The sequence below is a fragment of the Burkholderia seminalis genome, assembly GCF_001718535.1.
GTDB lineage: Bacteria > Pseudomonadota > Gammaproteobacteria > Burkholderiales > Burkholderiaceae > Burkholderia > Burkholderia seminalis.
In genome coordinates this window covers 2,931,579-2,956,940 of the sequence record NZ_CP013398.1, presented here as the reverse complement: position 1 = coordinate 2,956,940, position 25,362 = coordinate 2,931,579, and the positions used below count along the sequence as shown (strand labels likewise).

The window sequence follows — 25,362 nt, the reverse complement described above, 5'->3', positions numbered from 1 at the left end:
TCTCCCTTGCCTTATTGCGGTTCGCTGCCGCAGGCGAGCGGAGTCTTCATCGAACGCGCCGGGGCCGGCACGGGGTTGGCGGGCGCCGGTTGCGCGGCGAGCCATGCGGTCACGGCCGTCACGTCTTCGTCGGAAAGCTTCGACGCGATGTCGTGCATGCAATCCGGTGCCTTCGCGTGACGGTTGCCCGAGCGCCAGGCGCCGAGCTGCGCGCTCAGGTAATCGGCGTGCAGGCCGACGAGGCCCGGGATCGCCGGCTGCATGCCGGTCAGCCCTGCGCCGTGGCAGGCCACGCAGGCCGGCAGCTTGCGGGACGGATCGCCCTGCGTGACGAGCTGCTTGCCGCGTGCCAGCGTCGCAGCCGGCAGCGTCGGCTTCGCCGGCGTCGGATACGGCGGACGTTCGGCCGAGAAGTGCTCGGCGATTTCGCGCAGGTAGTCGTCGTTCAGGTACGTCAGCAGGTAGTTCATCGGCGGGTACTTGCGCCGGCCGTCACGGAAGTTGACGAGCTGGTTGTACAGGTACTCGGCCGGCTTGCCGGCAAGACGCGGGAAATAGTCGTTGTCGGTGCCCTGGCCGTGGACGCCGTGGCATGCAGTACAGCCGCGCACACGCTCGGCCATGGTATCGGGTGCCTTGAGCGGCGCCTGCTGGGCGTGCGCTTGCTCCGTGGGCTTGGTCTGCGCTTGGGCAGCGCTCATAAGGCCCGCGCCGCCGATCATCAGAACGGCGAGCAGCGGACGGAAGAGGCGTCTTGAAGACACACGAGACTCCATGATTATTCGTCGGGGACCTTGTCCGGGCTACGATCGGCTCGGCGCATGGACGGCAGGACAGCCGGGCTGCTGCGACGCGGCATTCTATCATCGATGGGTAATGACGGCTATTTGGCAAAAGGACATCGGTTCCTGTCTGTTTGCGACTTGCGACAATTTGACGCGTATTGCGACGCCGCTGTGTGAACCGGCGTGCGTTTTCCCCATCGAAGACCGTACACTCGCGGGTCGCGCGGCGCCGCCTCCGCCGCTGGTCCAGTCATTTCTCCCGTTTCCGGATTCATCAATGACGTTTTCTACCGTGCCGTTGCCTTCCTCACGCCGTCCGTCCCGTTGCCGCCTCGCCGGCCCGTCGCTTTCGGGAGGGTGCGCGCGATGAAGTTCGACAGCTTGTGGATCGGTCAGGTCGCGCTCGCGGCGCTGATGGACGCCGCGTTCGCGATGGCGGTCGGCTCGGCGCTGCTCAAGGCGTGGCTCGGCAAGGACGGCGCACGGCCGGTCATCTCGCCGTCGCATCCGGCGTGGCTGCGCGCGCAACATTCGCTGGTCGCGGCGGCGCTGGCGCTGGTGCTCGCGGATCTCGGCTGGCTCGTCTACGAGGCCGTGACGATGAGCGGCGCGGGGCTTGGCGGCGCGTTCGCCGCGATCCCGGTCATGCTGATGCAGACGCATACGGGCTTTGCGTGGAGCGTCGCGTTCGCCGGCGCCCTGGTGCTCGCGATCGTCGCGCTCGCGAAGCCGGACGGCCCCGTCGCACACGCGGTGCTGTGGTTCGCGGTGATCGTGATCGCGGCCGGCAAGGCTTCCCTCGGCCATGCGGCCGATACGGGCGCACTGTCCGCGGCGGTCGGCGTACAGACGCTGCACCTGCTCGCGACGGCGGTGTGGGGCGGCCTCGTGCTCGCGGGCGGGCTCGCGGTGCTGCCGGCACTCGGCTCGTCGGTCGCGCGCGGCGCGCTGATCCGCATCGGCCAGCACCTGTCGCGCACGTCGATCGCCGCGGTCGTGTTCGTGCTCGGCACGGGCGCGCTCAACGCGATCCGCGGGCTCGGCGGCTCGCTCGCGCCGCTCGACGGCAGCACGTGGGGGCGCGTGCTGTTGCTGAAGCTGCTGCTCGTCGCGCTCGCGCTCGTGCTCGGCGGCCTGAACCGCTTCTCGGCGCTGCCGCGCCTGCGCCGCACCGCGTCGACCGAGGACGCGCACACGTTCCGCAATATCCTGCATCTCGAGGGGATGACGATGATCGGCGTGTTCGTCGCGGCAGCCGTGCTGTCGTTCAGCGTGCCGGGCTTCGCGGCGCTCGGCTGACGGCCCGTTGCGCGCGGCGCCACGCAACGGTGCCGCGCATGCAGGCACGGCCGCCTGTCGGGCGGCCGTGCCGACATCGGGGCGTACCGCGCGGGCCTCGGCCGCGCGCGATGCGCGTCGCGCTTACCACTCGGCGACACTGCCGTCCGCATGGCGCCATACCGGATTGCGCCAGCGGTGGCCGGTCTTCGCCATCTCGCGCACCTTCTCCTCGTTCACGTCGATGCCGAGCCCCGGGCCCTGCGGGATCGCGACGAAGCCGTCCTCGTAGCGGAACACCTCGGGGTTGCGCAGGTAGTCGAGCAGGTCGTTGCCCTGGTTGTAGTGGATGCCGAGGCTTTGTTCCTGGATGAACGCGTTGTAGCTGACCGCGTCGAGCTGCAGGCACGCGGCGAGCGCGATCGGGCCGAGCGGGCAGTGCAGCGCGAGCGCGACGTCGTAGCTTTCCGCGAGCGTCGCGATCTTGCGGCACTCGGTGATGCCGCCCGCGTGCGATGCGTCGGGCTGGATGATGTCCACGTAGCCGCCCGCGAGGATGTGCTTGAAGTCCCAGCGCGAGTACAGCCGTTCGCCGAGCGCGATCGGCGTGTTGGTCTGGTTGACGATGTCGCGCAGTGCCTCGGCGTTCTCCGACAGCACCGGCTCCTCGATGAACATCAGCTTGTACGGGTCGAGCTCCTTCGCGAGCACCTTCGCCATCGGCTTGTGCACGCGGCCGTGGAAGTCGACGCCGATCCCGACGTGCGGGCCGACCGCGTCGCGCACGGCCGAGACGTTCGCGATCACCTGCTCGACCTTGTCGTAGGTATCGACGATCTGCAGTTCCTCGGAGCCGTTCATCTTGACGGCCTTGAAGCCGCGCTCGACGACCGCGCGCGCATTGTTCGCGACGTCGCTCGGCCGGTCGCCGCCGATCCACGAATACACCTTGATGCGATCGCGCACCTGGCCGCCCAGCAGCGCGTGCACCGGCACGCCGTGATGCTTGCCCTTGATGTCCCACAGCGCCTGGTCGACGCCGGCGATCGCGCTCATCGTGATCGGGCCGCCGCGGTAGAAGCCCGCGCGGTACATCACCTGCCAGTGGTCTTCGATCAGCAGCGGGTCGCGGCCGACGAGGTAGTCGGCCAGCTCCTGCACGGCGGCCTCGACCGTGTGCGCGCGGCCTTCGACGACCGGCTCGCCCCAGCCGACGATGCCCTCGTCGGTTTCGATCTTGAGGAACAGCCAGCGCGGCGGGACGACAAAGGTTTCGAGGCGGGTGATTTTCATGACGCGAGTCTCCATGGTTGACCGGCGCGGCCGCTCGGGCGCGGCGCACGGTCGCGTGCTTTCACGGTTATCCTAGCGTAGCCCGATAAAAAATAGTATTAATAGCATTATTGTGCAGATAGTGGGCAGCCGGCCTGCCGGATCAACGGAGAACGACCATTCAACGCGACCTGCATGGACAGACGGCCTTCCAGCTGGCGACGGCGATCCTGCGCGGCGACCATCCGCCCGAATCGCTGCTGCCGAGGGAGCCCGACCTGATGGAGAGGTACGGCGTGAGCCGCACGGTGATGCGCGAGGCGTTGCGCACGCTGACGTCGAAGGGGCTCGTCGAGTCGCGGCCGAAGGTCGGCACGCGCGTGCGGCCGCGCCGTGCGTGGAACCTGCTCGATGCCGATCTGCTCGACTGGTATGCGCGCGTCGCGCCGCCGCTCGCCTTCGCGCTGAAGCTGCAGGAGATGCGCGAGATGATCGAGCCGTACGCGGCCGCGCTGGCCGCGCGCGCGCATACGCCGGAAGCGTTCGCCGCGATCGACGGCGCGGCGCGCGCGATGGCCGCCGCACGCACCGTCGACGAATGGGTGCGCGCCGACCTGCGCTTTCACCTGAGCGTGCTCGAGGCCGGCGGCAACGAACTGCTGGTGCCGCTCGGCACGCTGATCGACCGCACGCTCGAGGCGCAACTGCACCTGAATGCGCGCCGGGCCGACGTCTACAACGCGTCGCTCGCCGAGCACCTGGCCGTCAGCGACGCGATCCGCGTGCGCGACGAGGACGGTGCGCGCCGCGCGATGGCGTCGCTGCTCGCGGTGACGCGCGCGCGGATCGAGATGTCGTGACGGAAAGAGGCGGGCGGCGCGGCGCCGTCAGGCGTTCGCGCAGCCGCCCGGCTTGACGACGCGTTCCGTCGACGCCGGGTATTTCGCGAGCAGGCTCGCCGGCCGGCGCGGGCGCGCGACCAGGTCGCCGCCGCAGTTCGGGCAGCGACCCTTCAGCACGTCGTCGGCGCAGGTCGCGCAGAACGTACATTCGAACGTACAGATGCGCGCCTCCGCCGAATCGGGCGGCAGGTCCTTGTCGCAGCATTCGCAGCCGGGACGCAGTTCGAGCATGATGGTTTTTCCTGGGTCGACGAGGGGCGGGACGCGTGCCGCCCGACGTCGTGGGCGGCGCATGCGAGCGCTACTGTACGCGTTTGGATCGGCCTGGCCAACGGTGTTCGCCCGGATGTCGTGCGAGGCGCGCGCCGCTCCGGGAGACGGACGTGCTGGATCGCGGAAACCGCCGCCGTGCGGCGGCGGCCAACGTCTGCCGTCTCGAGAATGTCTACCTCGACGCGCCGCCCGCCGGGCACGACGATGGCCGCCCGCGCCGAGCGGCGCGCGGCGGCGCGACCGGTCGTGCAGTCATCAGGAATCAGGACGGTTGCGCCGACGCGGCGTCCGGCGCGGGCGTTTCCGCTTGCGGCGCCGGGCCGGCCGTCCGCGTGCCGGTGCCGGCCGGGCGCTCGATCAGCGGCGCGAGCGCCGGTGCCATCGACTTCAGCAACTGCACGGCCATCGCGCTCGTGAAGTCGTAGCGGGCCGCGTACGGCTCGTGCGCGGTTGCCGTCAGGACCCCGAAGAACCGGTCGCCGATCACGAACACGAACGTGCCGCTGCGGTTGACCTTGCGCGACTCGATCAGCCGCGCGCCGCGCGCGTAGACGTTGAAGCGCTGGTCGCCCGTCCCCGTCTTGCCGTACACCGGGAGCGTCTTGCCGTCGGGTAGCGTGAGGCCGCCCGCGAGGCGGCGCGCGGTGCCGTTCAGCACGACGTCGCGCAGCAGCGTGTGCGCCACGTTGACGACCTCCGGCGGCAGCATCGGCTGCGGTTGCGCGGCCGCGCGCACGAAGCGCGTTTCGTACGGCGTGCCCTTCGCGAAGTCGAGCCGCGTGATCGTCTCGGTCGGCGCCTTCTGGCCGCCGTTCGCGATCAGGCCGATCAGTTTCGCGAGTGCGTCGGGCTGGTCGCCCGACGCGCCGATCGCCGCCGCATAGGACGGCGTGACTTCCGCGAACGGGTAGCCGAGGGCGCGCCACGACTTCGTGATCTCCGCGTACGCGCGCAGCTCGACCATGCGGCGGATGCGCCGATCCTGCGTCGCGTGGTAGCGCGTCTTGTACAGCCACGAGTACGTGTAGAAACGCGCATCGCGGCTGTCGCGCTGGACCTCGGCGAGCGACGCCGCCGGGTGCGCGCGCAGGTAGTTGAGCGTCCACAGCGCGAGCGGATGCACGCTTGCGATATAACCGCGGTCGTTGAGGTTGAAGCGGCCGATCGCGTACTTCGCGTAGAGCGCGGCGAGATCGTCGTCGGACAGCGTCGCGGCCGGCGTGCCCTTCAGCTGCGCGCGCATCTGCGCATCGAACCAGGCGAGCGATTCGTTCGGCGCGACGCTGCGCAGCACGGTCGCGATCTTCGGCGGCGACTTGCGCACGTCGCGCAGCAGCAGCGCGAGCGCATCGTCGGGTGCCTTGCCCGCGTAGCGCGTGTAATAGCGCCTCACGTAGACCTGGCTTTCGCCGTCGACGAACTGCTGCAGGTAACGCCGGCGCTGGTCGGGATCGCCGAGCCACGACGACGAGGGGCCGGCCGCCTGCAGCATCTCGTAGTGGACGATGTCGCGCATCAGCCGCACGAACACGAGGTTGACCGAGTGCTCGAACGCCGCGTGCAGCGTCAGGATGCGGCCGTTGTCCGACTTTTCGAAGTTCGAGAACACCTGCGCGCCGCCGCCCGTGTAGAACACGTCGGGGCTCGCCGAGTACTTGCGTTCGACGGCCGCGTCGAGCATCGCCTGCAGCGAGCGGTCGCGCGTATGCGACAGATAGTCGAGCGCCCAGCGCGATAACCCGTCGATCGGGTCGGGCTTCACGCGCGCGAGCTCGGCGTTTGACAGGCTCGCGTAACGCGCATGCAGGTCGGACACGATCTGCAGGTACGTGATCAGCGTGCGCAGCTTCGCGGTCGAGCCGAGGTTGATGCGGCCGCCGCGATTCACGTCGAACGGCTGGTTCACGCTGTCGGTCTGCACGCGCAGCAGGTTCGCGCCGTTGCGGTGTTCGTACAGCGTGAAGCTGTACGTGAGGTGCGACGGGTCGTCCTTCGGCGCGAGCATCTCGAAACCGTACAGGCCGGCGGCCTGCGCGCCGTCGCGCGTCGACGCCTGCGCGAGCCGTTCGGCGACGGCCTGCTGCACGCCGTTGTCGAGCGTGCTGGTCGCCTGCAGGTCGAGCTGGTCGAGCTGGTACAGGTCGCTGATGCCGAGCGCCGACAGCAGCGATGCGCGCGCGGACGTCACGGCCTTGCGCGACACGAACGACTGCACGTGCGCGGCGGCGGGCGGCGCGCTGCGCTCGATCTGCGCGGCGAGCGCGGCATCGCGCAGCGCGGGAGAAATCACGCCGCCGTTCGACAGCAGCCGCAGATAGCTGTCGGTCAGCTTCTGCAGCGCCGGATAACCGCGGTTGAGGAAATACGACGGCGCGCGCTGCGCGATGATCAGCGACAGCACCTCGCGGAACGTCTTGCCCTGTTCGTCGATGTTGTCACCGGTCGTCGGCGCGGACAGGATCCGGTTCACGTCGTTGAAGTCGCGGCCGTACCAGGCGGCGAGACCGTCGCCGATGCCGGTGATTTCGCCGACATGCGGCCGGGCGGCGAGCGGCACCGAGTTCAGGTAGCGCACGACGATCGTGCGGCGCGCGAGCATCGTCTGCGGACCGTTCAGGTACGCGCGCACCGACGCGGACGCGATCTGCCGCAGCTTTTCGGGCGGCGTCGCGGTGCGGCCTTCGGGCGAATGGCGGAACTTCTCGATCTGCGTCGCGAGCGTGCTGCCGCCCGGGCGCGCCTGGTGACGGTTGACGACGTGCAGCGCCTGGTCGGCGAGCGCGCGGCTGAAGCGACCCCAGTCGATCGCAGGGTTGCGGTTCGGCTCGTTCGCGTCGAGCAGATAGCGATCCTCGATGAACAGCAGCGAATCGACGACCACACGCGGCACCGTGTCGAAGTCGGCGTACACGCGCTGCGGGAACACGGTCGCGAACAGCGGTGCGCCGGTCGAATCGAACAGCATCAGGCCGGCCTGGTCCTTCTCTTCGTAAGGGAGGAACAACCCGCGATCGCCGAGCGACAGCATCCGCTGCGAATCGCGCGCCTGCTTGCCGACGACGAAACCGCGCGCGAGCAGCCGCTGCTGGAATGCCGGAAGCAGCGCGTAGCCGAGGCGCTGGTCGTAGGGGCCGTTCGCGGGGAAGCGGATGTGATCGCTCGGGCCCGTTTCGATCGTGTAGCCGACGTCGCGGGTGAGTTCGGACAGGTAATGCGCCTGCATCCGGGACGTTTCGATCTCGGTCTGCACGAGCCGCGCAACGATCGCCACCGCGATCAGCAGTGCGGCGAGCAAAGACCACTTGACCCACGTCCAGACCGATGCGGGACCGGTCACGCGCGGCAGGATACGATTCAGCGGCCGATTCATGGCGGCGTCTCCCTGAGGGCGCGGTTGTCCGGCCGCACCCCATTAAGGATTAGTGTAGTCCTCCGCAGCGGGCTGCCAAGGGCGTCGACTACCGAGATGCGCCGATGCAACGCGCGTGCCCGTGAGGCGCGGCAACGGGCGCCGCGCCGCGATGGTGCGCGCCGCCGCGGCGTAACGTTTGCGCGTGGCGCGCGGCGCAGCCCGCGCGGCAGGAAGCGGCGGCGGGCAGGCCCGCGTGGTCGGGCCGCCGGACGATGCACGGATTTCGTGCGTTGCGGTGCCGCTGCAATTCGGGCCGGAACCCGCGTGTGGAACGCGCGCCGTCGCCCGGCGACGCTACGGGTTTCCGCGATAGCCGCGCGCGCCGGCGGCGAGTACGATCGCCGGAGGTACGGCGCATTTCCGCTTACGCCCCGGCGTCCCATGACGATCCATCCCGTCGCGCTCGTGTGCACGGCCATCCTCGGGCTGCTGCCGTTCGGCGGGCTCGGGCTCGTCGTGTCCGTCACGCGCTTTCGGCACACCATTGGAGCCGGGTATGCGCCCGACCCGACGAACGGGCTCCACAAGGTCGCGCGCGCGCATGGCAAGACAGCCGAATATGCGCCGTTTCTCGCCGTGCTGTTTCTCCATGTCGGCGCGCGTGATCCTCGCGCTGATCGTCGCGGCAACCGTGTGCCGCTGCCTGCTGGTCGTCTTATTGCTCGCCTGGCCGACGATGGCCGACCCGAATCCCGTGCGGTTCACCGGCGCGCTCGGCACCTATCCGTGCGGAGCCGCGCCGTGCATCGCGCTGTTCGCCTGAGCGGCGCCGCTACCGCCACAGCAGCGCCGCGCGATCGTGCCGGCGCACGGCTTCGACGAAGCAGTGGATCAGGTAGTCGCAGGCCAGCGTGTTCAGCGCATCGCGGCGCGTGAGCACGCCGACCGACACGGACGGAATCGTTTCCGCCACGTCGATCGCGACCATCCGCTCGCGGATCCAGTCGACTTCCATGAAGCGCTTCGGCACGCACGACACGGTGTCGGTGTGGACGGACAGCGAAAACGCCGCGCTGAACGACGTGCATTCGACGATCGGCCGCGGCGCCGGATAGCCGTGCGCGACGAACACGTCCTGCAGCAGCCGGCCGATGCTTTCCGGCGACGTGTTGAGGATCCATTGCGCGTCCTGCAACTGCGCGAGCGACGTGCAGTGACGCAGCGGATTGCTCGCGCGCGTCATCAGGATCAGTTCCGATTCGAGCAGCGGCCGGAACGTGAATTCCGGCGACAGCCGTGCCGCATCGACGATCGCGATCACGAAGTCGAGCGAGCCGTCGCGCAGCCGCGGCAGCGCGGTGTCGAGAAACCCTTCCCGCACGTCGAGGCGGATCGTCGGCATCCGCTGGCGGAAGGCGTCGAGCGCGGCCGGCAGGAAGCCGAGCGACACCAGCGGCGTCAGCGCGCATGCGAGCGCGCCTTCCTTGCCGCCCGACAGCTGGATCACGTCGTCGCGCGCGTGCTGCATCTCCGCGAGGATCAGCCGCGCGCGTGCGTAGACGGCCTGCCCGAAACGCGTGAGCTGCGCGCCGCGCGCATTGCGCGTGACGAGCGGCACGCCGAGATCGAGTTCGAGTTCGCGAATCGCCTTCGTCAGCGCGGGCTGAGACAGATGGATCGCGCGCGCGGCCGCGCGCAGGCTGCCGTGTTCGGCGATGGCGGCAAGCGCCCGGAGCTGGTGGTGTTTCACGGCGAGGCGGGGCGCGGCGGCAGTGGCGACGTTCGTATCCTACACCGCGTCGCGGCGGGGAAAGCACGCGATAACCGTGCGTTATCACGATCGAAAAATGTCGCTCCGGGCTGCGTATTTTGAATGCCTAGACTGCGTGCGCAGGCCGTCGAACGGGCCGGGCACACGACACGCGTAACCAGTACGGAGACATACCTTCATGAAGGCGCCCCGAGCAGACAGCATGTTCGGCGGGCATGTCGGCGACGTTGCCGCATCCCCGTCCAATCGTCAGCTGATTGTCGCGATCACGATCGGCAACGGCCTCGAATTCTTCGATCTCACCGTGTTCAGCTTCTTCGCGGTGCTGCTCGGCAAACTGTTCTTTCCCGCGGTCTCCGCGCAGCAGCAATTGCTGATGTCGGTCGCGACCTTCGGCGTCGGCTTCATCGCGCGGCCGGTCGGCGGCGTCGTGATCGGGCTCGTCGCCGACCGCTTCGGCCGCGTGCCCGCGATGAACCTCACGCTCGTCACGATGGCGATCGGCACCGGGATGATCGGCGTGCTGCCGACCCATGCGCAGATCGGCCTCGCGGCGCCCGTGCTGGTCGTCGTCGCGCGGCTGCTGCAGGGCTTTTCGGCCGGCGGCGAGGTCGGCGTGTCGACGTCGCTGCTCGCCGAGCGCGCGCCGGCCGGCGAACGCGGCTACTACACGAGCTGGCAGTTCGCGAGCCAGGGTGCCGCGGCGCTCGCCGGCTCGTTCGTCGGCTTCCTGCTGTCGCATTTCCTCGATACCGCCTCGCTCGAAACGTGGGGCTGGCGCGTGCCGTTCCTGCTGGGCGTGCTGATCGCGCCGATCGGCCTCTACCTGCGCGCACGCTTCAGCGCGATCGAGCAGCACGCGCCGGCCGCGGCCGCGCGGCGTTCGTCGGCGGTGCTCGGCACCGTGCTGCGGCGCGACGGCGGTGCCGTGCTGACCGCGCTCGGCCTCGTGGTCGGCGGCACGGCCGCGCACTTCATCGTGCTGTATTACATGTCGACATACGCGATCAAGGTGCTGCACCTGCCGATGGATACCGCGCTGTGGTGCGGGATCCTCTCCGGCGCGGTGATGTTCGTCGCCGCGCCGATCGGTGGGCGGCTGTCCGACCGCACCGGCAGCAAGCGCGTCGCGCTGTGGTCGCGCGTCGCGCTGACCGTGCTGATCCTGCCGGGCTTCTGGCTGATCCGCGCGGTGCCGTCGATCGCGACGATGTATGCGGTCGTGATGCTGCTCGCCGCACTGCACTCGATCAACGCCGGCGCGAACGGCGTGATCCTCGCCGAGCTGTTCCCGAAGAGCACGCGCGCCACCGCGCTGTCGATCGCGTATGCGGGCGGCGTGTCGATCTTCGGCGGCTTCGCGCAGTTCATCGTCACGTGGATGATCGGCGCGACCGGCAATCCGGCTGCGCCCGCGTGGTAAGTGATCGTCTGCGGCGTGCTGTCGCTCGTCGCGCTCGCGTTCGCGTCGGATCGCAGCGAACACGATGCGTGATTGCCGCCGTCTCCTTCTTTCCTCCTCGCGCCGAACCGTATGACCGCCACCGTTTCGCTTTCCTCACCGCCCGCCGACGTCACGGCCGGCGAACTGTGCGACCTGTCCGCCCGCACGATGCTCGACCTGCTGATGACCCGGCAGATCAGCGCGTGCGACCTGCTCGACGCGCATCTCGCCCGGATCGCGACGGTGAACCCTCGCGTGAACGCGCTCGTGACCGTCGTCGATCCCGACCTGCTGCGTGCTCGTGCGCGCGACATCGACGCCGGCTGGATGCGCGGCGCATGGCAGGGGCCGCTGCACGGTCTGCCGGTGTCGCAGAAGGATCTCACCGCGACGCGCGGCGTGCGCACGACGTACGGCTCGGCGTTGTTCGCCGCTCACGTGCCGCAGCATGACGCGCTCGTCGCGCGCCGCTGCGCGAGCGCCGGTGCGTTGATGATCGGCAAGTCGAACACGCCCGAATTCGGCGCCGGGTCGCACACGTTCAACGACGTGTTCGGCGCGACGCGCAACCCGTGGGACCTGACGCGTTCGGCGGGCGGCAGCAGCGGCGGCGCGGCCGCCGCGCTCGCGTGCGGGATGAATCCGCTCGCGTGCGGCAGCGACATGGGCGGGTCGCTGCGCAATCCGGCCGCGTGGAACAACGTGGTCGGATTGCGGCCGTCGCCGGGCCGCGTGCCGCGCGCGCCGGACCTGAACGGCTGGGCGACGCTCGGCGTCGACGGGCCGATGGCGCGCGACGTGGCCGATACCGCGCTGCTGCTGTCGGCGATCGCCGGGCCGAGCGGCGAGACCGCGACCGAACTCGCGGAACCGGGCGTACGCTTCGCGCAGCCGCTCGAACGCGACTTCCGCGGCACTCGCATCGCGATGTCGCGCGGCTTGCCTGGCGTGCCGGTCGATCCGGAGATCGGTCGGGCGGTCGATGCGCAGGCGCGTGTGTTCGCGGCGCTTGGCTGCGAAGTCGAATTCGACGATCCCGACCTGTCCGATGCGGAGGACGTATTCCGCATCGAGCGCGCATGGATGATCGGCACGCTGGTCGACGGATTCGACGAAGCGCAGCGTGCGGCGCTGAAGCCCGAGATTCACGATGAATACCGGCTGCATCGGTCGCTGACGGCCGCCGATCTCGGCCGCATGTTCGTGCGCAAGACGCGGCTGTTCGAGCGGATGCGCGCGTTCATGCAGCGCTACGCGTTCTACGTGCTGCCGGCCACGCAGATGATGCCGTTCGACGTCGACCTGCGCTCGCCTGCGCACGTGCAGGGTGTCGCGAGCACGTCGTACATCGACTGGATGCGCGTGTGCTGGTACCTGTCGTCGACCGAGGCGCCGATCCTGTCGGTGCCGTGCGGCTTCGGCGCGACCGGTTTGCCGATCGGCATGCAGATCGTCGGCCGCTACCGCGACGACTGGGGCGTGCTGCAGTTCGGTCACGCGTACGAAGTCGCGGCCGGCCGCCGCCGGGTTTCGCCCGCCGTCGTCGCCGACGCGATGCGCTAGCCGTCTTCCCCGATTCACCGCTGACCGTTCCGGTGTGCACCGGAGCAGGCCGCGCGCCTGCGGGGGACGCGCACGCCTGCGTTTTGCCATTCGACCCGCGCAATGGAGACCTTCCGATGAAAAAACGGCTGTTGGCAGGCGCGGGCGTCGCGCTGATCGCGGGTGCGGCGCACGCACAGAGCAGCGTGACGCTGTACGGCATTATCGACGAGGGGCTGACCTACACGAGCAATCTCGCGGTCGCCGGCCCGAACGGTGCCGTGAGCGGCAAGCCGGCGTGGCGGATGCTCGGTGGCGTGCAGCAGGCGAGCCGCTGGGGGCTGCGCGGCGTCGAGGATCTCGGCGGCGGGCTGGCGGCCGTCTTCACGCTCGAGAACGGCTTCGACCCGAGCACCGGCAAGCTCGGGCAGGGCGGGCTGATCTTCGGCAAGAAGGCGTTCGTCGGGCTGTCGGGGCCGTTCGGCACCGTCACGCTCGGGCGTCAGTACGACACCAACGTCGATTTCCTCGGGCCGCTCGAGGCCGCCGCGCTGTTCGGCGGCTACATGGTTGCGCACCCCGGCGATCTCGACAACGTGAACAACGCGAACTCGACCAACAACGCGATCAAGTTCACGAGCCGCGACTACGGCGGATTCCGCTTCGCGGCCATGTACGGCGTGGGCGGCATCGCGGGCGCGGGGACGCGCAACCAGGTGTGGTCGATGACGGCCGGCTACGCGCGCGGGCCGCTCGTGGTCGCGGCCGGTTACCTGAATGCGCGCAATCCGAACGTGTCGTTCTTCGGCACGACCGGCAGCCCCGCGCCAGTCGTCGGCGGCGTGCCGGGCAACAACATGCTGTCGCCCGTGTATGCCGGTTATGCGTCGGCGCGCACGCTGCAGGTGGCGGCGGCGGGCGGCACCTACGCGATCGGCGCGGTGACGCTCGGCGCGATGTACACGAACACGTCGTTCCGTCGACTCGGCGACCTGTCGTCCGGGCCGAACCCCGGCGGCGTGTCCGGCAACGCGGTGTTCAACAACGTCGAGGCCAGCGTGCGCTACCAGTTCACGCCTTACCTGTTCGGCGGCGTCGCGTACGACTACACGCGCGGCGGTGGCGTGAACGGCCGCGACGGTGCGACGTACCACCAGGTCGCGGCCGGGCTCGACTACTTCCTGTCGAAGCGCACCGACGTGTACCTGACCGCCGTTTATCAGCGCGCATCGGGCACCGACTCGACGGGGCGCGCGGCGGTCGCCGCGATCAACGGCCCCGGCGCGTCGGCGAACGACCGCCAGTTCGAGGCGCGGATCGGCATCCGGCACAAGTTCTGACGGGGGCGGGCGCGGCAACCGGCAGGCGGCCGCCGCGCGCGGTGATATGCTCGCGGAACGCCCGCGACCGACGGGCGGATTCCGATTGCCCGCATGCGGCCGCGTTGCCGCGCCGCGCGGCGTTTCCGAGGGAAGAGCCGACACATGAGCCGCAAATTCATTCTGAAAGGCGACACGACCGACCACGGTGGCGTGGTGCTCGAAGGGATCGCCAACTCGTCGTTCGACGGACGCGAACTCGCCTATCTCGGCGCATCGGTGCTCTGCGCCGCGTGCAAGACCACCGGCGTGATCGTGTCGGACGGCGGCGAGCGGACGATGACCGTGATGGGCAAGGTCGTCGCGCTCGAACACGACCTGTGCCAGTGTCTGTGCACGCCGCAGCCGAAGCTGATTCCGTCGCAGGCAACGGGGACGATCACCGGCTGAAGCCCGCCTTCGTTGCACGTCGTCGTCTCGCGGCCGCGGGCCGCCGTCAGACGCTGCCTTCTGTCTCGATCACGAGGATGCGCGCTTCGCCGAGCGGATGCGCGACATGCTCGGTGCCGGCCGTCGCGTGGAAGACATCGCCCGTTTCCAGCACCGCCGCATGCTCGACGCCCGCTTCGCGATAGCGCATCTCGACGCGGCCGTCGAGTACCGCGAACACCTCCTCGCCGTCGTTCACGTGCCATCGATAGGGCGCGTCGGTCCAGTGCAGCCGGACCGTGATGCCGTTCAGTTTCGCGATGTCGAGCGCGCCCCATGCGCGGTCCGCCGTGTAGTCGGCACTCCGGACAATGTTCATCGATGCGTGCTCCGGCGCGAATGCGCGTCGTGTTTCCGTCATTTCACTGGTATCCGCATTCAGCGCGACGTCGCGCGCAGCGCTTGCTCGACGATCGCCTTGCGCTTCGCGAAGCCGGCGGCCGACCGTTCGGTGACGCGCTTCACGACCGCTGCCGGCGCGGTGTCGGGCGAGCCGGCAGCGAACGGCGGCGCGGGCGCGTATTCGAGCTGCAACTGGATCGCCTGCGCTTCTTCGTCGCCAACCAGCTCGGCGGCGATCGTCAGCGCGAAGTCGATGCCGGCCGTCACGCCACCGCCCGTGATCAGGTTGCCGTCGCGCACCACGCGCTCGCGCACGGGCACCGCACCCAGCGGTTCGAGCAGCGCGTGGAACGCCCAGTGCGTCGTCGCGCGCCGCCCGTGCAGCAGGCCGGCCACGCCGAGCAGCAGCGCACCCGTACAGACCGACGTCACATAGCGTGCGGCGGCCGCGCGCTGTTGCACGAACGCGATCGTTTCGGCGTCGAGCAGCAGTTCGTTGATCCCGATGCCACCCGGAATGCAGATCACGTCGAGCGGCGGACAGTCGTCGAACGTGCAGGTCGGCGTGAGGGCGAGGCCGCTGCTCGACGCCACGGCGTCGCGCGACTTCCAGACCAGGTGGACGGCCGCGTCGGGCAGCGACGCGAGCACGTCGTGCGGGCCGGTGAGGTCGAGTTGCTGGACGCCCGGAAACACGAGAAGGCCGATATGCAGGGTCATGCGAAGACTCCGAGTGGAAGTGAAGCGCGCCGTTGCCGGCACAGGATGGACAGATCGATTCTAGGCGCGTAGTGTTTGGCGAAATTGCCATATCACCCACGTTTTCAGCCAATCGCCATGCCTGCCGCTCCGCGTTCGATCCTGGTCCTCGCGTTCCCGCGCGCGCAACTGCTCGACGTGTCGGGGCCGCTGCAGGTGTTCGCCTCCGTCAACGAGCTCGCGCTGGAGCGCGGGCAGCCGGCGCCGTATGCGCCGCGCGTCGTGGCGGTCGACGCGGGGCCCGTCGAGACGTCGTCGGGGCTCGTCGTGATGGCCGAGTCGCTGCGCTCGGCCGCCCGCCCTCCCGATACGCTGATCGTTGCCGGCGGCAAGGGCGTGCATGCGGCGTCGAAGGATGCGCGGCTGGTGCGCTGGGTGCGGCAGCAGGCCGGGCGCGCGCGGCGTGTGGCGTCGGTCTGTACCGGCGCATTCCTGCTCGCCGAGGCCGGGCTGCTCGACGGGCGGCGCGCGGTCACGCACTGGGCGCGCTGCGACGAATTCGCGGCGCGCTACCCGAACGTGCGCGTCGAGTCCGATCCGATCTTCATCCGCGAAGGCGCGCTGTGGACGTCGGCCGGCGTGACGGCCGGCATCGATCTCGCGCTTGCGCTGGTCGAGGAGGATCTCGGGCGCGCGACCGCGCTCGACGTCGCACGCGAACTCGTCGTGTTCCTGAAGCGTCCGGGCGGGCAGGCGCAGTTCAGCGCGATGCTGTCGATGCAGCGCACCGACGACCGGTTCGGCGAACTGCATGCATGGATGGCCGAGCACCTGACGGCCGACCTGTCGGTGCCCGCGTTGGCCGAGCGCGTACGCATGAGCGAGCGCAGCTTCGTGCGCCACTATCGCGCGGGCACGGGCCGTACGCCCGCACGCGCGGTCGAGCAGATCCGCGTCGAGGCCGCGCAGCGCCTGCTCGGCGAAACGGCGTGGCCCGTCAAGCGGATCGCCGCGCGCTGCGGCTTCGGTTCGGAGGAGACGCTGCGGCGCAGTTTCGTGCGCGTGCTCGGTGTGTCGCCGCAGGGCTATCGCGAACGCTTCGTGCGATGACGTGCGGGGCGTGATCGAGGACGGAGCGGCTGCTGTCCGGAACTGAACGGAAACCGGTCGGTTTCGAGTCCGAAATGCCGAAACTATTCAGGATCGGAGAACAATAGACGGGGGCTTGTGCCGCGCCCGTCGCGCGCTCTATTCTGTTCTGTTGGCGATTCGAAGGGGGAAGCAGGATGGACCGAATCCAGGCAATGGAAGTTTTTACCCGTGTGGTCGACGCGAACAGCTTCACGCGCGCGGCCGATACGCTCGCGATGCCGCGCGCGTCGGTGACGACCATCATCCAGAATCTCGAGGCGCTGCTCGGCGTGCGCCTGATGCACCGGACGACGCGCCGGCTGTCGCTGACGCCGGAGGGCGCCGCGTACTACGAGCATTGCACGAAGATCATCTCGGAGATCGCGGAAGCCGACGCGAGTTTCCAGGCCGGCAACCGCAAGCCGAGCGGCGTGTTGCGCGTCCACATGCCGAGCTCGCTCGGGCGGCGCATCGTGCTGCCGTCGCTGTCGATTTTCCGGCAGCGCTATCCGGACATCACGCTCGAGCTGGGGCTGTCCGATCGCTATGTGGATCCGGTCGAGGAGGGCATCGACTGCATGATCCGCGTCGGGCCGCTCGAGGATTCGTCGATGGTCGCGCGGCGCATCGGCATGCTCAAGCGCGTGACCTGTGCGTCGCCGGAATATCTGGAGCGTCACGGCGAGCCGCACGAGATCGCCGATCTTGCCGAGCACCATGCGGTGAATTTCCGTTCGAGCCACGGTGCGCGGGCGATTCCATGGGTGTTCATGATCGACGGCAAGCCGTTCGAGGTGCGGATGAACGGCAGCGTAACGGTCAACGATTCGGATGCCTACGTGACGTGCGGGCTCGAAGGGTTCGGGATGATCCAGCCGACGCTGTTCATGGTGCTGCCGAACCTGCTCGACGGTTCGCTGGTCGAGGTGCTGCCGGACTGCAATCCGAAGCCGAAGCCGATTTCGATCGTCTATCCGCACAACCGGCATCTGTCGCAGAAGGTGCGGGTGTTCGCCGACTGGATCGCGGAGGTGTTCGAGTCGACGCCGGCGCTGGAGGGCGGGGAGAACTGGCGGGGGCGGGTGGGGGCGCAGGCGGCGAAGCAGCAGAGAGGGGCGGTAGCGGCGTAAGGCGACGAGACTTGCCGTGAATGCCTCATCCGTCGATCGTCGGGCAGCTGAACCGTCACGTCTTATGGCGGGCCTACCAGCGGATCGCGTACGGATTTTCTCCGAGCGTCCAGTGCCCGTTGTCGTCCCGTTCGAGGAGAATGCCCTTGTGCGCCCAGCCGTCCTCTTCGGGATAAAACGTCAGCGAGCCCAGCAGGTCCGGGTCGGCCAGCCACGGCGTGGCTGGCCGACCCGGCTTCCACGGGAAATTGACCCACGAGACCAGGTGCGGATTATCGTCGAACGGATTCTTGGACGGCTCCATGAATTTTTCGACGCCACCATAGGTCACGTGCGCGCAGAACAGGTTCACCATGAGCAGCGCCCGTCCACCGGGAACCGACCCGTCGGTCGTCTCGAGTTCCTCGTACCGGTAGAACGACTTTCCGACGGGGGTGAGCGCGATGTGGCTCAACGGGACATGGGTGCCGCGTGATTCGTAGTCCGGATTTCTCACGGTCGGTCGTCCTTTGCCTGCATTGAATTTCACGGTAATCAGTCCGCGGTTGATCAATGCCTGCACGTCTGATCTCACTACGCCGTCGACCCTCGGCAAATCCTTCGCATTGACGTCCGCAGGAAGTTCGGCGCCGGCCAGGCTGACGCAGGCGTCGGTCGGAGCGGTGTTCTTGTCCGCGAGCGCGGCCTTCAGGATTTCGTCGTGGCCGGTTCGCGATCTTGCCTACAGCCGGCGGATGCTGGCGGAGACCGGAGCGGTCGACGCGATGTGATTTCGCCGCGGGAGCGACGAACGTCGGGAAAAAACGGGATGGGTGGGCGGTCGCGACACGCCGGAACGGGCCATGCTGGCGGATGCCATTAAGCGCATGACGGATCCCGGTTGCGGAACCCGCTGGACCGGGCGTACGCGATGTTTATCGGCGGGGGCTGCTGCCGGAGCCACGCAGCAATGAAAAAAGCCGCTGTTTCTTTCGAAACAGCGGCTTTTCGCATTTGGTGGCGAATCAGGGATTCGAACCCCGGACCTGCGGATTATGATTCCGTCGCTCTAACCGACTGAGCTAATTCGCCGTGAAGAATTGAATTATGTCGGTCGGCCGCCTGGCTGTCAACAGCTTTTTCCATCTCCCGTGAAAAAAGTTGCCGGATGACCCGCGACGCCCTCGCGGCAGGGCGGTTTGCCGGTCGCCGGAACACCCGTCCGGCAACCCGCATCCGCCCGCCCGGACAACCTCAATCCTGCGCGTAGATGTTCGAGTCCTTCGTCTCCTTGACGAACAGCAGGCCGATCACGAAGGTGGCCAGCGCGATCACGATCGGATACCAGAGGCCCGAATAGATGTCGCCCTTCGCCGCGACGATCGCGAACGCGGTCGCCGGCAGGAAGCCGCCGAACCAGCCGTTGCCGATGTGATAGGGCAGCGACATCGACGTGTAGCGGATCCGCGTCGGGAACATCTCGACCAGCATCGCGGCGATCGGGCCGTACACCATCGTCACGTAGATCACGAGGATCGTCAGGATCACGATCGTCATCGGCCAGTTGAGCTGCGCCGGGTCGGCCTTCGCCGGGTAGCCGGCCCCCTTCAGCGTCGATGCGAGCGTCTTGTCGAACGCCGCGCCCTGCGCCTTCGCGTCGGCCGCCTTGCCGTCGTAGGTCTGGATCACCGTGTCGCCGACCTTGATCTGGGCCAGCGTGCCGGCCGGTGCCGCGACGTTCTCGTAGTTCAGGCCGGCCTTCGAGAGCGCACTCTTCGCGATGTCGCACGAGCTGGTGAACTTCGACGTGCCCACCGGGTTGAACTGGAACGAGCAGGTGGCCGGGTCGGCCAGGACCGTGATCGGCGCCTTCTGCGTCGCGAGCTCGAGCTGCGGGTTCGCGTAGTGCGTGAGCGCCTTGAACAGCGGGAAGTAGGTCAGCGCCGCGATCAGGCAGCCCGCGAGGATGATCGGCTTGCGGCCGATCTTGTCCGACAGCGAACCGAAGAACAGGAAGAACGGCGTGCCGATCAGCAGGGCGATCGCGATCAGGATGTTCGCGCTGGCCCCGTCGACCTTCAGCGTCTGCGTCAGGAAGAACAGCGCGTAGAACTGGCCCGTGTACCACACGACGGCCTGGCCGGCCGTCAGGCCGATCAGCGCGAGGATCACGATCTTCAGGTTCTTCCACTGGCCGAATGCTTCGGTCAGCGGCGCCTTCGACGTCTTGCCTTCCGCCTTGATGCGCAGGAACACCGGCGATTCGTTCAGCTGCATCCGGATCCACACCGACACGGCGAGCAGCAGGATCGACGCGACGAACGGCACGCGCCAGCCCCAGCTGCCGAACGCTTCCTCGCCGATGAACGTACGCACGCCGAGGATCACGAGCAGCGACAGGAACAGGCCGAGCGTGGCGGTCGTCTGGATCCACGCGGTGTAGAAGCCGCGACGGTTCGCCGGCGCATGTTCGGCGACGTAGGTCGCCGCGCCGCCGTACTCGCCGCCGAGCGCGAGGCCCTGCAACAGCCGCATCGCGATGAAGATCACGGGCGCGGCGATGCCGATCGACGCGTAGCCGGGCAGGAAGCCGACCACGAACGTCGAGACGCCCATGATCACGATCGTCACGAGGAACGTGTGCTTGCGGCCGACGAGGTCGCCGAGCCGGCCGAACACGATCGCGCCGAACGGCCGCACCGCGAAGCCGGCTGCAAAGCCGAGCAGCGTGAAGATGAACGCGGCGGTCGGATTGACGCCGGAGAAGAAGCTCTTGCTGATGTAGGCCGCGAGCGAGCCGGCCAGGTAAAAGTCGTACCACTCGAACACGGTGCCGAGCGACGACGCGAAGATCACCTTCTTCTCTTCGCCCGTCATCGGCGAGTGCGAAATTTGCCCGCCTAACGTTGCCATGAATCGTCTCCAAGTCCCTTGATATAGATATGCGGCCGCCTTGGGAGGGGCGGGCCTGACGACGATTATTGGCACGGAAACTTACGGCGGACTGACTCGCGCGCACAAAACGACTGCACGTTAACCCGTGCCGAATCGGCCGCTACACGCGTCGATTGTGGCGCGATCGTCCGGTAAATCGCCGGTTTCGACGCATTTTCGCCGGCCGCCGGCGGCGCGCGTCAGGGTTAATCCGGGGCCGTGCCGGTCAGCGGCAGGCTGACACGCACGAGCGTGCCGGCCAGGCGGGGCGCCTGCTGGTAGACGTGATCGTCGAGCGTCAGCGTGCCGCCGTGCTGGGTGGCGATCTCGCGCACGATCGCGAGCCCCAGGCCGCTGCCGTCGCCTTCGCGGCCGAGGATCCGGTAGAAGCGCTCGACGACGCGTTCGCGTTCGGCGGCCGGGATGCCGGGGCCCGTATCCTCGACTTCGAGATGCACGAGCCGCGCCGCCGGGTCGGCATGCACGCGTACGGTGATGCGGCCGCCTTCGGGCGTGTAGCGGATCGCGTTGTCGATCAGGTTGCCGAGCATCTCGCGCAGCATGACCGGATTGCCGTCGACGTCGAGCGGCGCGTCGTCCGGCGGCCCTTCGTAGCCGAGATCCATCCGCTTCGCGAGCGCGGCCTGCACCCAGTCGCGCACCGCGCGCCGCGCGAGCGCGGCGATCTCGACCGGCTCGAACGTGAGGCCGCTCGCGCGGTTCTCGGCGCGCGCGAGCGCCAGCAGCTGCGTGACGAGCCGCGCGGCCTGCTCGGAACTCGTCGCGATCTGTTCGAGCGAGCGCTGTACGTCGGGCGGGACCGGGTGGCGCAGCGCGAACTCGGCCTGCGTGCGCAGGCCCGCGAGCGGCGTCTTCATCTGGTGCGCGGCGTCGGCGATGAAGCGCTTTTGCAGCGCCATGTTCTGTTCGAGGCGCGCGAGCAGGTCGTTGAACGACGTGACGAGCGGTTCGATCTCGGGCGGCGCGCGCTGCGCCTCGACGGGCGACAGGTCGTCGGGCCGCCGCGCGCGGATGTGCGCCTGCAGCGCGTTGAGCGGCGCGAGCCCGCGCGACAGCCCGAACCACACGAGCAGGATCGCGAGCGGCAGGATCACGAACTGCGGCAGGATCACGCCCTTGATGATGTCGTTCGCGAGCGCGTTGCGCTTGTCGAGCGTCTCGCCGACCTGCACGAGCACGGGCTGCGCGCCGCTCGATTGCGGCAGGGCGACCGTCGTATAGGCGACGCGTACGTCGTTGCCGCGCAGCAGGTCGTCGCGAAACACGACGACGCCGGGCGGCGGGCGGTCCTCGTCGCGCGGCAGCGGCATGTCGGCTTCACCGGCGACCAGTTCGCCGCGCGTGCCGAGCACCTGGAAGTAAACGCTGTCGACGTTGTCCGCGCGCAGGAAGTCGCGCGTCTGCTCCGGCAGCGTCAGCTCGGCGACGCCGTTGACCGGATGAATCTGCCGGGCGAGCACGTACGCGTTGGTTTCGAGCGCACGGTCGAACGGGCCGTTCGCGATCGTCTTCGCGACGAGGTAGGTGACGGCGATGCTCATAGGCCACAGCAGCAGCAGCGGCGCGAGCATCCAGTCGAGGATCTCGCCGAACAGCGAGCGCGGGCGCGGCGCCTCGGGCGATTCGGTTTCGTCGGGCGGCGCGAACGGGTTCTCGTAGCGCGCGTCGCGCGCCTCGTCGGCGGCCGACGACGGCGCGCCGGTCGGATGGCGGGAATGGGCCGGCGTGGCCATCGCGGCGCCGCCCGCCGTCAGCGCAGCGGCGTGCCGGCCGTCGCGGGCTGGGGCGCTGCCGTATCGGCCGGCGCGGCGGGCGCGGCCTTCTCGAGGCAATAGCCGAGGCCGCGCACGGTCGAGATCCGCACGCCGCTCGGTTCGATCTTCTTGCGCAGCCGGTGCACGTAGACTTCGATCGCGTTGTTGCTGACTTCCTCGCCCCATTCGCACAGGTGATCGACGAGCTGCTCCTTCGACACGAGCCGGCCGATCCGCTGCAGCAGCACTTCGAGCAGGCCGAGTTCGCGCGCGGAGAGATCGAGCACGTGATCGTTCGCGTACGCGATGCGGCCCACCTGGTCGAACGCGAGCGAGCCGTGGCGCACGACGGTCGGGCCGCCGCCCGCGCCGCGCCGGGTCAGCGCGCGCACGCGCGCCTCGAGCTCGTTGAGCGCGAACGGCTTGGCCATGTAGTCGTCGGCGCCGAGGTCGAGCCCCTTCACGCGTTCGTCGACGCTGTCGGCGGCCGTCAGGATCAGCACGGGGAGGTTGGAGTTGCGCGCGCGCAGGCGCTTGAGCACTTCGAGCCCGGACATTTTCGGGAGTCCGAGATCGAGGATCAGCAGGTCGAAAGTCTGCATCGACAGCGCGGTGTCGGCATCGACGCCGCTCTTCACGTGATCGACCGCATAGCCCGATTGGCGGAGTGACCGGGTGAGGCCGTCCGCGAGTATGCTGTCATCTTCGGCGATGAGGATTCGCATGTTGCTGACCGATGGCCGGCGAGGCGTTCGCGCCGACGCGGCTGTCTCCGGAGTTATTCGTGTACAACGCCCCGCATTGCGGGCTTGCATAAACTACTGTTTTTTTATACAGTGTCTGCATTCGTGGGCGGCGCTTGAAAGCGGGCGCGCCTTTAACAGACGCTGCTCATCATAGCAAAGGACGATTCATGGAAGATAGCAAGAAGGGCTCCGGGATGACCGCCGAGAAGAGCAAGGCGCTGGCGGCCGCACTCGCGCAGATCGAGAAGCAGTTCGGCAAGGGGTCGATCATGCGGATGGGCGACGGCGAAGCGGCCGAGGACATCCAGGTCGTCTCCACGGGCTCGCTGGGTCTCGACATCGCGCTGGGCGTCGGCGGCCTGCCGCGCGGCCGGGTGGTCGAGATCTACGGTCCGGAATCGTCGGGTAAAACCACGCTCACGCTGCAGGTCATCGCCGAACTGCAGAAGCTGGGCGGCACCGCGGCGTTCATCGACGCCGAGCACGCGCTCGACGTCCAATACGCGTCGAAGCTCGGCGTGAACGTGCCGGAACTGCTGATCTCGCAGCCGGACACCGGCGAGCAGGCGCTCGAAATCACCGACGCGCTGGTGCGCTCGGGCTCGATCGACATGATCGTCATCGACTCGGTCGCGGCGCTTGTGCCGAAGGCCGAAATCGAAGGCGAGATGGGCGATTCGCTGCCGGGTCTGCAGGCCCGCCTGATGTCGCAGGCGTTGCGCAAGCTGACCGGCACGATCAAGCGCACGAACTGCCTCGTGATCTTCATCAACCAGATCCGGATGAAGATCGGCGTGATGTTCGGCAACCCGGAAACCACGACGGGCGGCAACGCGCTGAAGTTCTATGCGTCAGTGCGTCTCGACATCCGCCGGATCGGCTCGATCAAGAAGAACGACGAGGTGATCGGCAACGAAACCCGCGTGAAGGTCGTCAAGAACAAGGTGTCGCCGCCGTTCCGCGAAGCGATTTTCGACATCCTGTATGGCGAAGGCATTTCGCGCCAGGGCGAGATCATCGATCTCGGCGTGCAGGCGAAGATCGTCGACAAGGCGGGCGCCTGGTACAGCTACAACGGCGAGAAGATCGGCCAGGGCAAGGACAACGCGCGTGAATTCCTGCGTGAAAATCCGGAAATCGCACGCGAGATCGAGAACCGCATCCGTGAATCGCTCGGTGTCGCCAGCATGCCCGATGGCGTAGTCGGCAACGAAGCCGAGGCGGTGGACGAAGAAGAGTGATGGTTGCGCGCCGAGGTCAGGCTGGCGAGCCGGCGGAGAGCGACGCGCCCGAAGCGGCGGGTCGCTCCGGCCGGCGAGCCGGATCCTCGGGCGCCGACCGGCGGGCCGCGGGCAGCGATGCCGCGAACCGCACCGTGACGAGGGCATCCGGCGATGCCCTCGTTTCGTTTGAGATTGCCGCGCCCGACGATCCGTTCGACGACGACGAATCGTTCGACGCGCACGACCGGTCACGCCGTCGCGTGTCCGGTGTCCGCTTCCCGGGCGATCGCGCAGCCGATGCGTCGGCGCCGGCACGGGAAGACGTCTATACCCGCAGCAGCCAGCATCCGCGCCGCACGCGCCGTGCGTCCGGTGCGTCTTCCGGTACTTCATCCGGCGACACGCCCGGGACCGCCGAACGCAAGTCGTCGAAACCGCCACGTTCATTGAAGGGCCGTGCGCTCGGCTATTTGTCGAGGCGTGAATACAGTCGCGTGGAACTCGCGCGCAAGCTCGCGCCTTACGTCGGCGAAGAAGAATCCGTCGAGCCGGTGCTCGATGCGCTGGAAAAGGACGGCTGGTTGTCCGATGCGCGCTTCGCCGAGAGCCTCGTGCATCGCCGCGCATCGCGCGTCGGCGTCGCGCGCATCGTCAGCGAGCTGAAGCGTCACGCAGTCGGCGACACGCTCGTCGAGGAAGTGAACGCGCAGTTGCGCGAGACCGAATGGGCCCGTGCGCAGGCCGTCTGGCGCAAGAAATTCGGTGCACTGCCGCAAACGCCGGCCGAGCGTGCGAAGCAGGCCCGCTTTCTTGCCGCGCGCGGCTTCTCGAGCTCGACCATCGTGAAGTTGCTGAAGGTCGGCGACGATTTCCCGATCGACGACTGACCGGCCGGTCGCGCGCGTGGCGCGCGATTTTGCTGCAATGCAACCGCCTCCGGACAGGCGGGAATACCCGCCGTCGCGTCAAACTGTCT

20 protein-coding genes, 1 tRNA gene and 2 pseudogenes are annotated in these 25,362 nt (G+C 68.4%); 11 read left to right on the top strand and 12 right to left on the bottom strand.

Annotation, left to right across the window (positions count from 1 at the left end):
- Positions 1-11: 11 nt before the first annotated feature.
- Complete coding sequence (locus tag WJ12_RS13405) at positions 12-776, bottom strand: c-type cytochrome (protein WP_034189042.1); 765 nt, start codon at positions 774-776, stop codon at positions 12-14.
- 375 nt (positions 777-1,151) lie between these two features.
- On the opposite strand from WJ12_RS13405, the gene WJ12_RS13400 reads away from it, so the two are divergent.
- The gene (locus tag WJ12_RS13400; RefSeq protein ID WP_059560469.1) at positions 1,152-2,084 is read left to right on the top strand and encodes a CopD family protein; all 933 of its coding nucleotides are present in this window, start codon (positions 1,152-1,154) and stop codon (positions 2,082-2,084) included.
- A gap of 123 nt (positions 2,085-2,207) precedes the next feature.
- Here WJ12_RS13400 and dgoD read toward each other — a convergent pair whose 3' ends face one another.
- Positions 2,208-3,356 carry a galactonate dehydratase gene (gene dgoD, locus WJ12_RS13395; RefSeq protein ID WP_034189044.1) on the bottom strand — a complete coding sequence of 383 codons (1,149 nt, stop codon included), beginning with the start codon at positions 3,354-3,356 and terminating at the stop codon, positions 2,208-2,210.
- A 134-nt stretch (positions 3,357-3,490) separates the two neighbouring features.
- Here dgoD and WJ12_RS13390 point away from each other — a divergent pair, with 134 nt between their 5' ends.
- Complete coding sequence (locus tag WJ12_RS13390; protein WP_034189045.1) at positions 3,491-4,195, top strand: FadR/GntR family transcriptional regulator; 705 nt, start codon at positions 3,491-3,493, stop codon at positions 4,193-4,195.
- A gap of 27 nt (positions 4,196-4,222) precedes the next feature.
- Here the strand turns inward: WJ12_RS13390 and WJ12_RS13385 are convergent, their stop codons facing one another.
- Together WJ12_RS13385 and WJ12_RS13380 are read right to left on the bottom strand one after the other, a co-directional pair.
- A complete protein-coding gene (locus tag WJ12_RS13385) occupies positions 4,223-4,468 on the bottom strand; it encodes a DUF1272 domain-containing protein (RefSeq protein WP_034189046.1) in 246 nt (81 codons plus the stop codon).
- Positions 4,469-4,772: 304 nt separating this feature from the next.
- A complete protein-coding gene (locus WJ12_RS13380; protein WP_059560466.1) occupies positions 4,773-7,880 on the bottom strand; it encodes a biosynthetic peptidoglycan transglycosylase in 3,108 nt (1,035 codons plus the stop codon).
- A 423-nt stretch (positions 7,881-8,303) separates the two neighbouring features.
- Here WJ12_RS13380 and WJ12_RS13375 point away from each other — a divergent pair.
- Positions 8,304-8,685: pseudogene (locus tag WJ12_RS13375) on the top strand (MAPEG family protein).
- 9 nt (positions 8,686-8,694) lie between these two features.
- Here WJ12_RS13375 and WJ12_RS13370 read toward each other — a convergent pair.
- Complete coding sequence (locus tag WJ12_RS13370) at positions 8,695-9,612, bottom strand: LysR substrate-binding domain-containing protein (RefSeq protein ID WP_049029828.1); 918 nt, start codon at positions 9,610-9,612, stop codon at positions 8,695-8,697.
- Positions 9,613-9,811: 199 nt separating this feature from the next.
- Between WJ12_RS13370 and WJ12_RS13365 the strand changes: the two are divergent.
- From WJ12_RS13365 to WJ12_RS13350, 4 genes and pseudogenes are all read left to right on the top strand, one after another.
- Positions 9,812-11,053: pseudogene (locus tag WJ12_RS13365) on the top strand (MFS transporter); the annotation flags it as partial.
- A gap of 114 nt (positions 11,054-11,167) precedes the next feature.
- Positions 11,168-12,640, top strand: coding sequence for an amidase (locus tag WJ12_RS13360; protein ID WP_082744749.1), 1,473 nt, complete (start codon positions 11,168-11,170; stop codon positions 12,638-12,640).
- A gap of 116 nt (positions 12,641-12,756) precedes the next feature.
- Positions 12,757-13,959 carry a porin gene (locus WJ12_RS13355; RefSeq protein WP_059560463.1) on the top strand — a complete coding sequence of 401 codons (1,203 nt, stop codon included), beginning with the start codon at positions 12,757-12,759 and terminating at the stop codon, positions 13,957-13,959.
- Positions 13,960-14,103: 144 nt separating this feature from the next.
- Positions 14,104-14,388: a PAAR domain-containing protein gene (locus WJ12_RS13350; RefSeq protein WP_059560460.1), complete on the top strand. Its 285-nt coding sequence runs from the start codon at positions 14,104-14,106 to the stop codon at positions 14,386-14,388.
- A gap of 46 nt (positions 14,389-14,434) precedes the next feature.
- On the opposite strand, the gene WJ12_RS13345 is transcribed toward WJ12_RS13350, so the two are convergent.
- On the bottom strand, positions 14,435-14,746 hold the full coding sequence (locus tag WJ12_RS13345; RefSeq protein WP_059560527.1) for a cupin domain-containing protein: 312 nt from the start codon (positions 14,744-14,746) through the stop codon (positions 14,435-14,437).
- A 59-nt stretch (positions 14,747-14,805) separates the two neighbouring features.
- Positions 14,806-15,489 (bottom strand): DJ-1/PfpI family protein, encoded by a 684-nt coding sequence (locus tag WJ12_RS13340; RefSeq protein WP_049034669.1) that lies wholly within the window; start codon positions 15,487-15,489, stop codon positions 14,806-14,808.
- 117 nt (positions 15,490-15,606) lie between these two features.
- Between WJ12_RS13340 and WJ12_RS13335 the strand changes: the two genes are divergently transcribed.
- Entirely contained in the window at positions 15,607-16,578 is a 972-nt protein-coding gene (locus tag WJ12_RS13335; RefSeq protein ID WP_049034671.1) for a GlxA family transcriptional regulator, read from the top strand.
- Positions 16,579-16,754: 176 nt separating this feature from the next.
- Positions 16,755-17,729, top strand: a complete 975-nt coding sequence (locus WJ12_RS13330; protein WP_049034673.1) for a LysR family transcriptional regulator — start codon at positions 16,755-16,757, stop codon at positions 17,727-17,729.
- 73 nt (positions 17,730-17,802) lie between these two features.
- Here WJ12_RS13330 and WJ12_RS13325 read toward each other — a convergent pair whose 3' ends face one another.
- From WJ12_RS13325 to WJ12_RS13300, 5 genes are all read right to left on the bottom strand, one after another.
- Positions 17,803-18,291: a hypothetical protein gene (locus tag WJ12_RS13325; protein WP_156444814.1), complete on the bottom strand. Its 489-nt coding sequence runs from the start codon at positions 18,289-18,291 to the stop codon at positions 17,803-17,805.
- 432 nt (positions 18,292-18,723) lie between these two features.
- A tRNA-Met gene (locus tag WJ12_RS13315) sits at positions 18,724-18,800 on the bottom strand.
- A gap of 162 nt (positions 18,801-18,962) precedes the next feature.
- Positions 18,963-20,621 carry an MFS transporter gene (locus WJ12_RS13310; protein WP_049029339.1) on the bottom strand — a complete coding sequence of 553 codons (1,659 nt, stop codon included), beginning with the start codon at positions 20,619-20,621 and terminating at the stop codon, positions 18,963-18,965.
- 227 nt (positions 20,622-20,848) lie between these two features.
- The gene (locus tag WJ12_RS13305; RefSeq protein WP_034189062.1) at positions 20,849-22,396 is read right to left on the bottom strand and encodes a sensor histidine kinase; all 1,548 of its coding nucleotides are present in this window, start codon (positions 22,394-22,396) and stop codon (positions 20,849-20,851) included.
- Positions 22,397-22,413: 17 nt separating this feature from the next.
- Positions 22,414-23,142, bottom strand: a complete 729-nt coding sequence (locus WJ12_RS13300) for a response regulator transcription factor (protein WP_034189063.1) — start codon at positions 23,140-23,142, stop codon at positions 22,414-22,416.
- Between the two features lie 188 nt (positions 23,143-23,330).
- Between WJ12_RS13300 and recA the strand changes: the two genes are divergently transcribed.
- Together recA and recX are read left to right on the top strand one after the other, a co-directional pair.
- Entirely contained in the window at positions 23,331-24,404 is a 1,074-nt protein-coding gene (gene recA, locus WJ12_RS13295; protein WP_034189064.1) for a recombinase RecA, read from the top strand.
- Positions 24,404-25,273: a recombination regulator RecX gene (recX, locus tag WJ12_RS13290; RefSeq protein WP_059560449.1), complete on the top strand. Its 870-nt coding sequence runs from the start codon at positions 24,404-24,406 to the stop codon at positions 25,271-25,273. The genes recA and recX overlap by 1 nt, the downstream gene beginning before the upstream one ends.
- Positions 25,274-25,362: the final 89 nt, after the last annotated feature.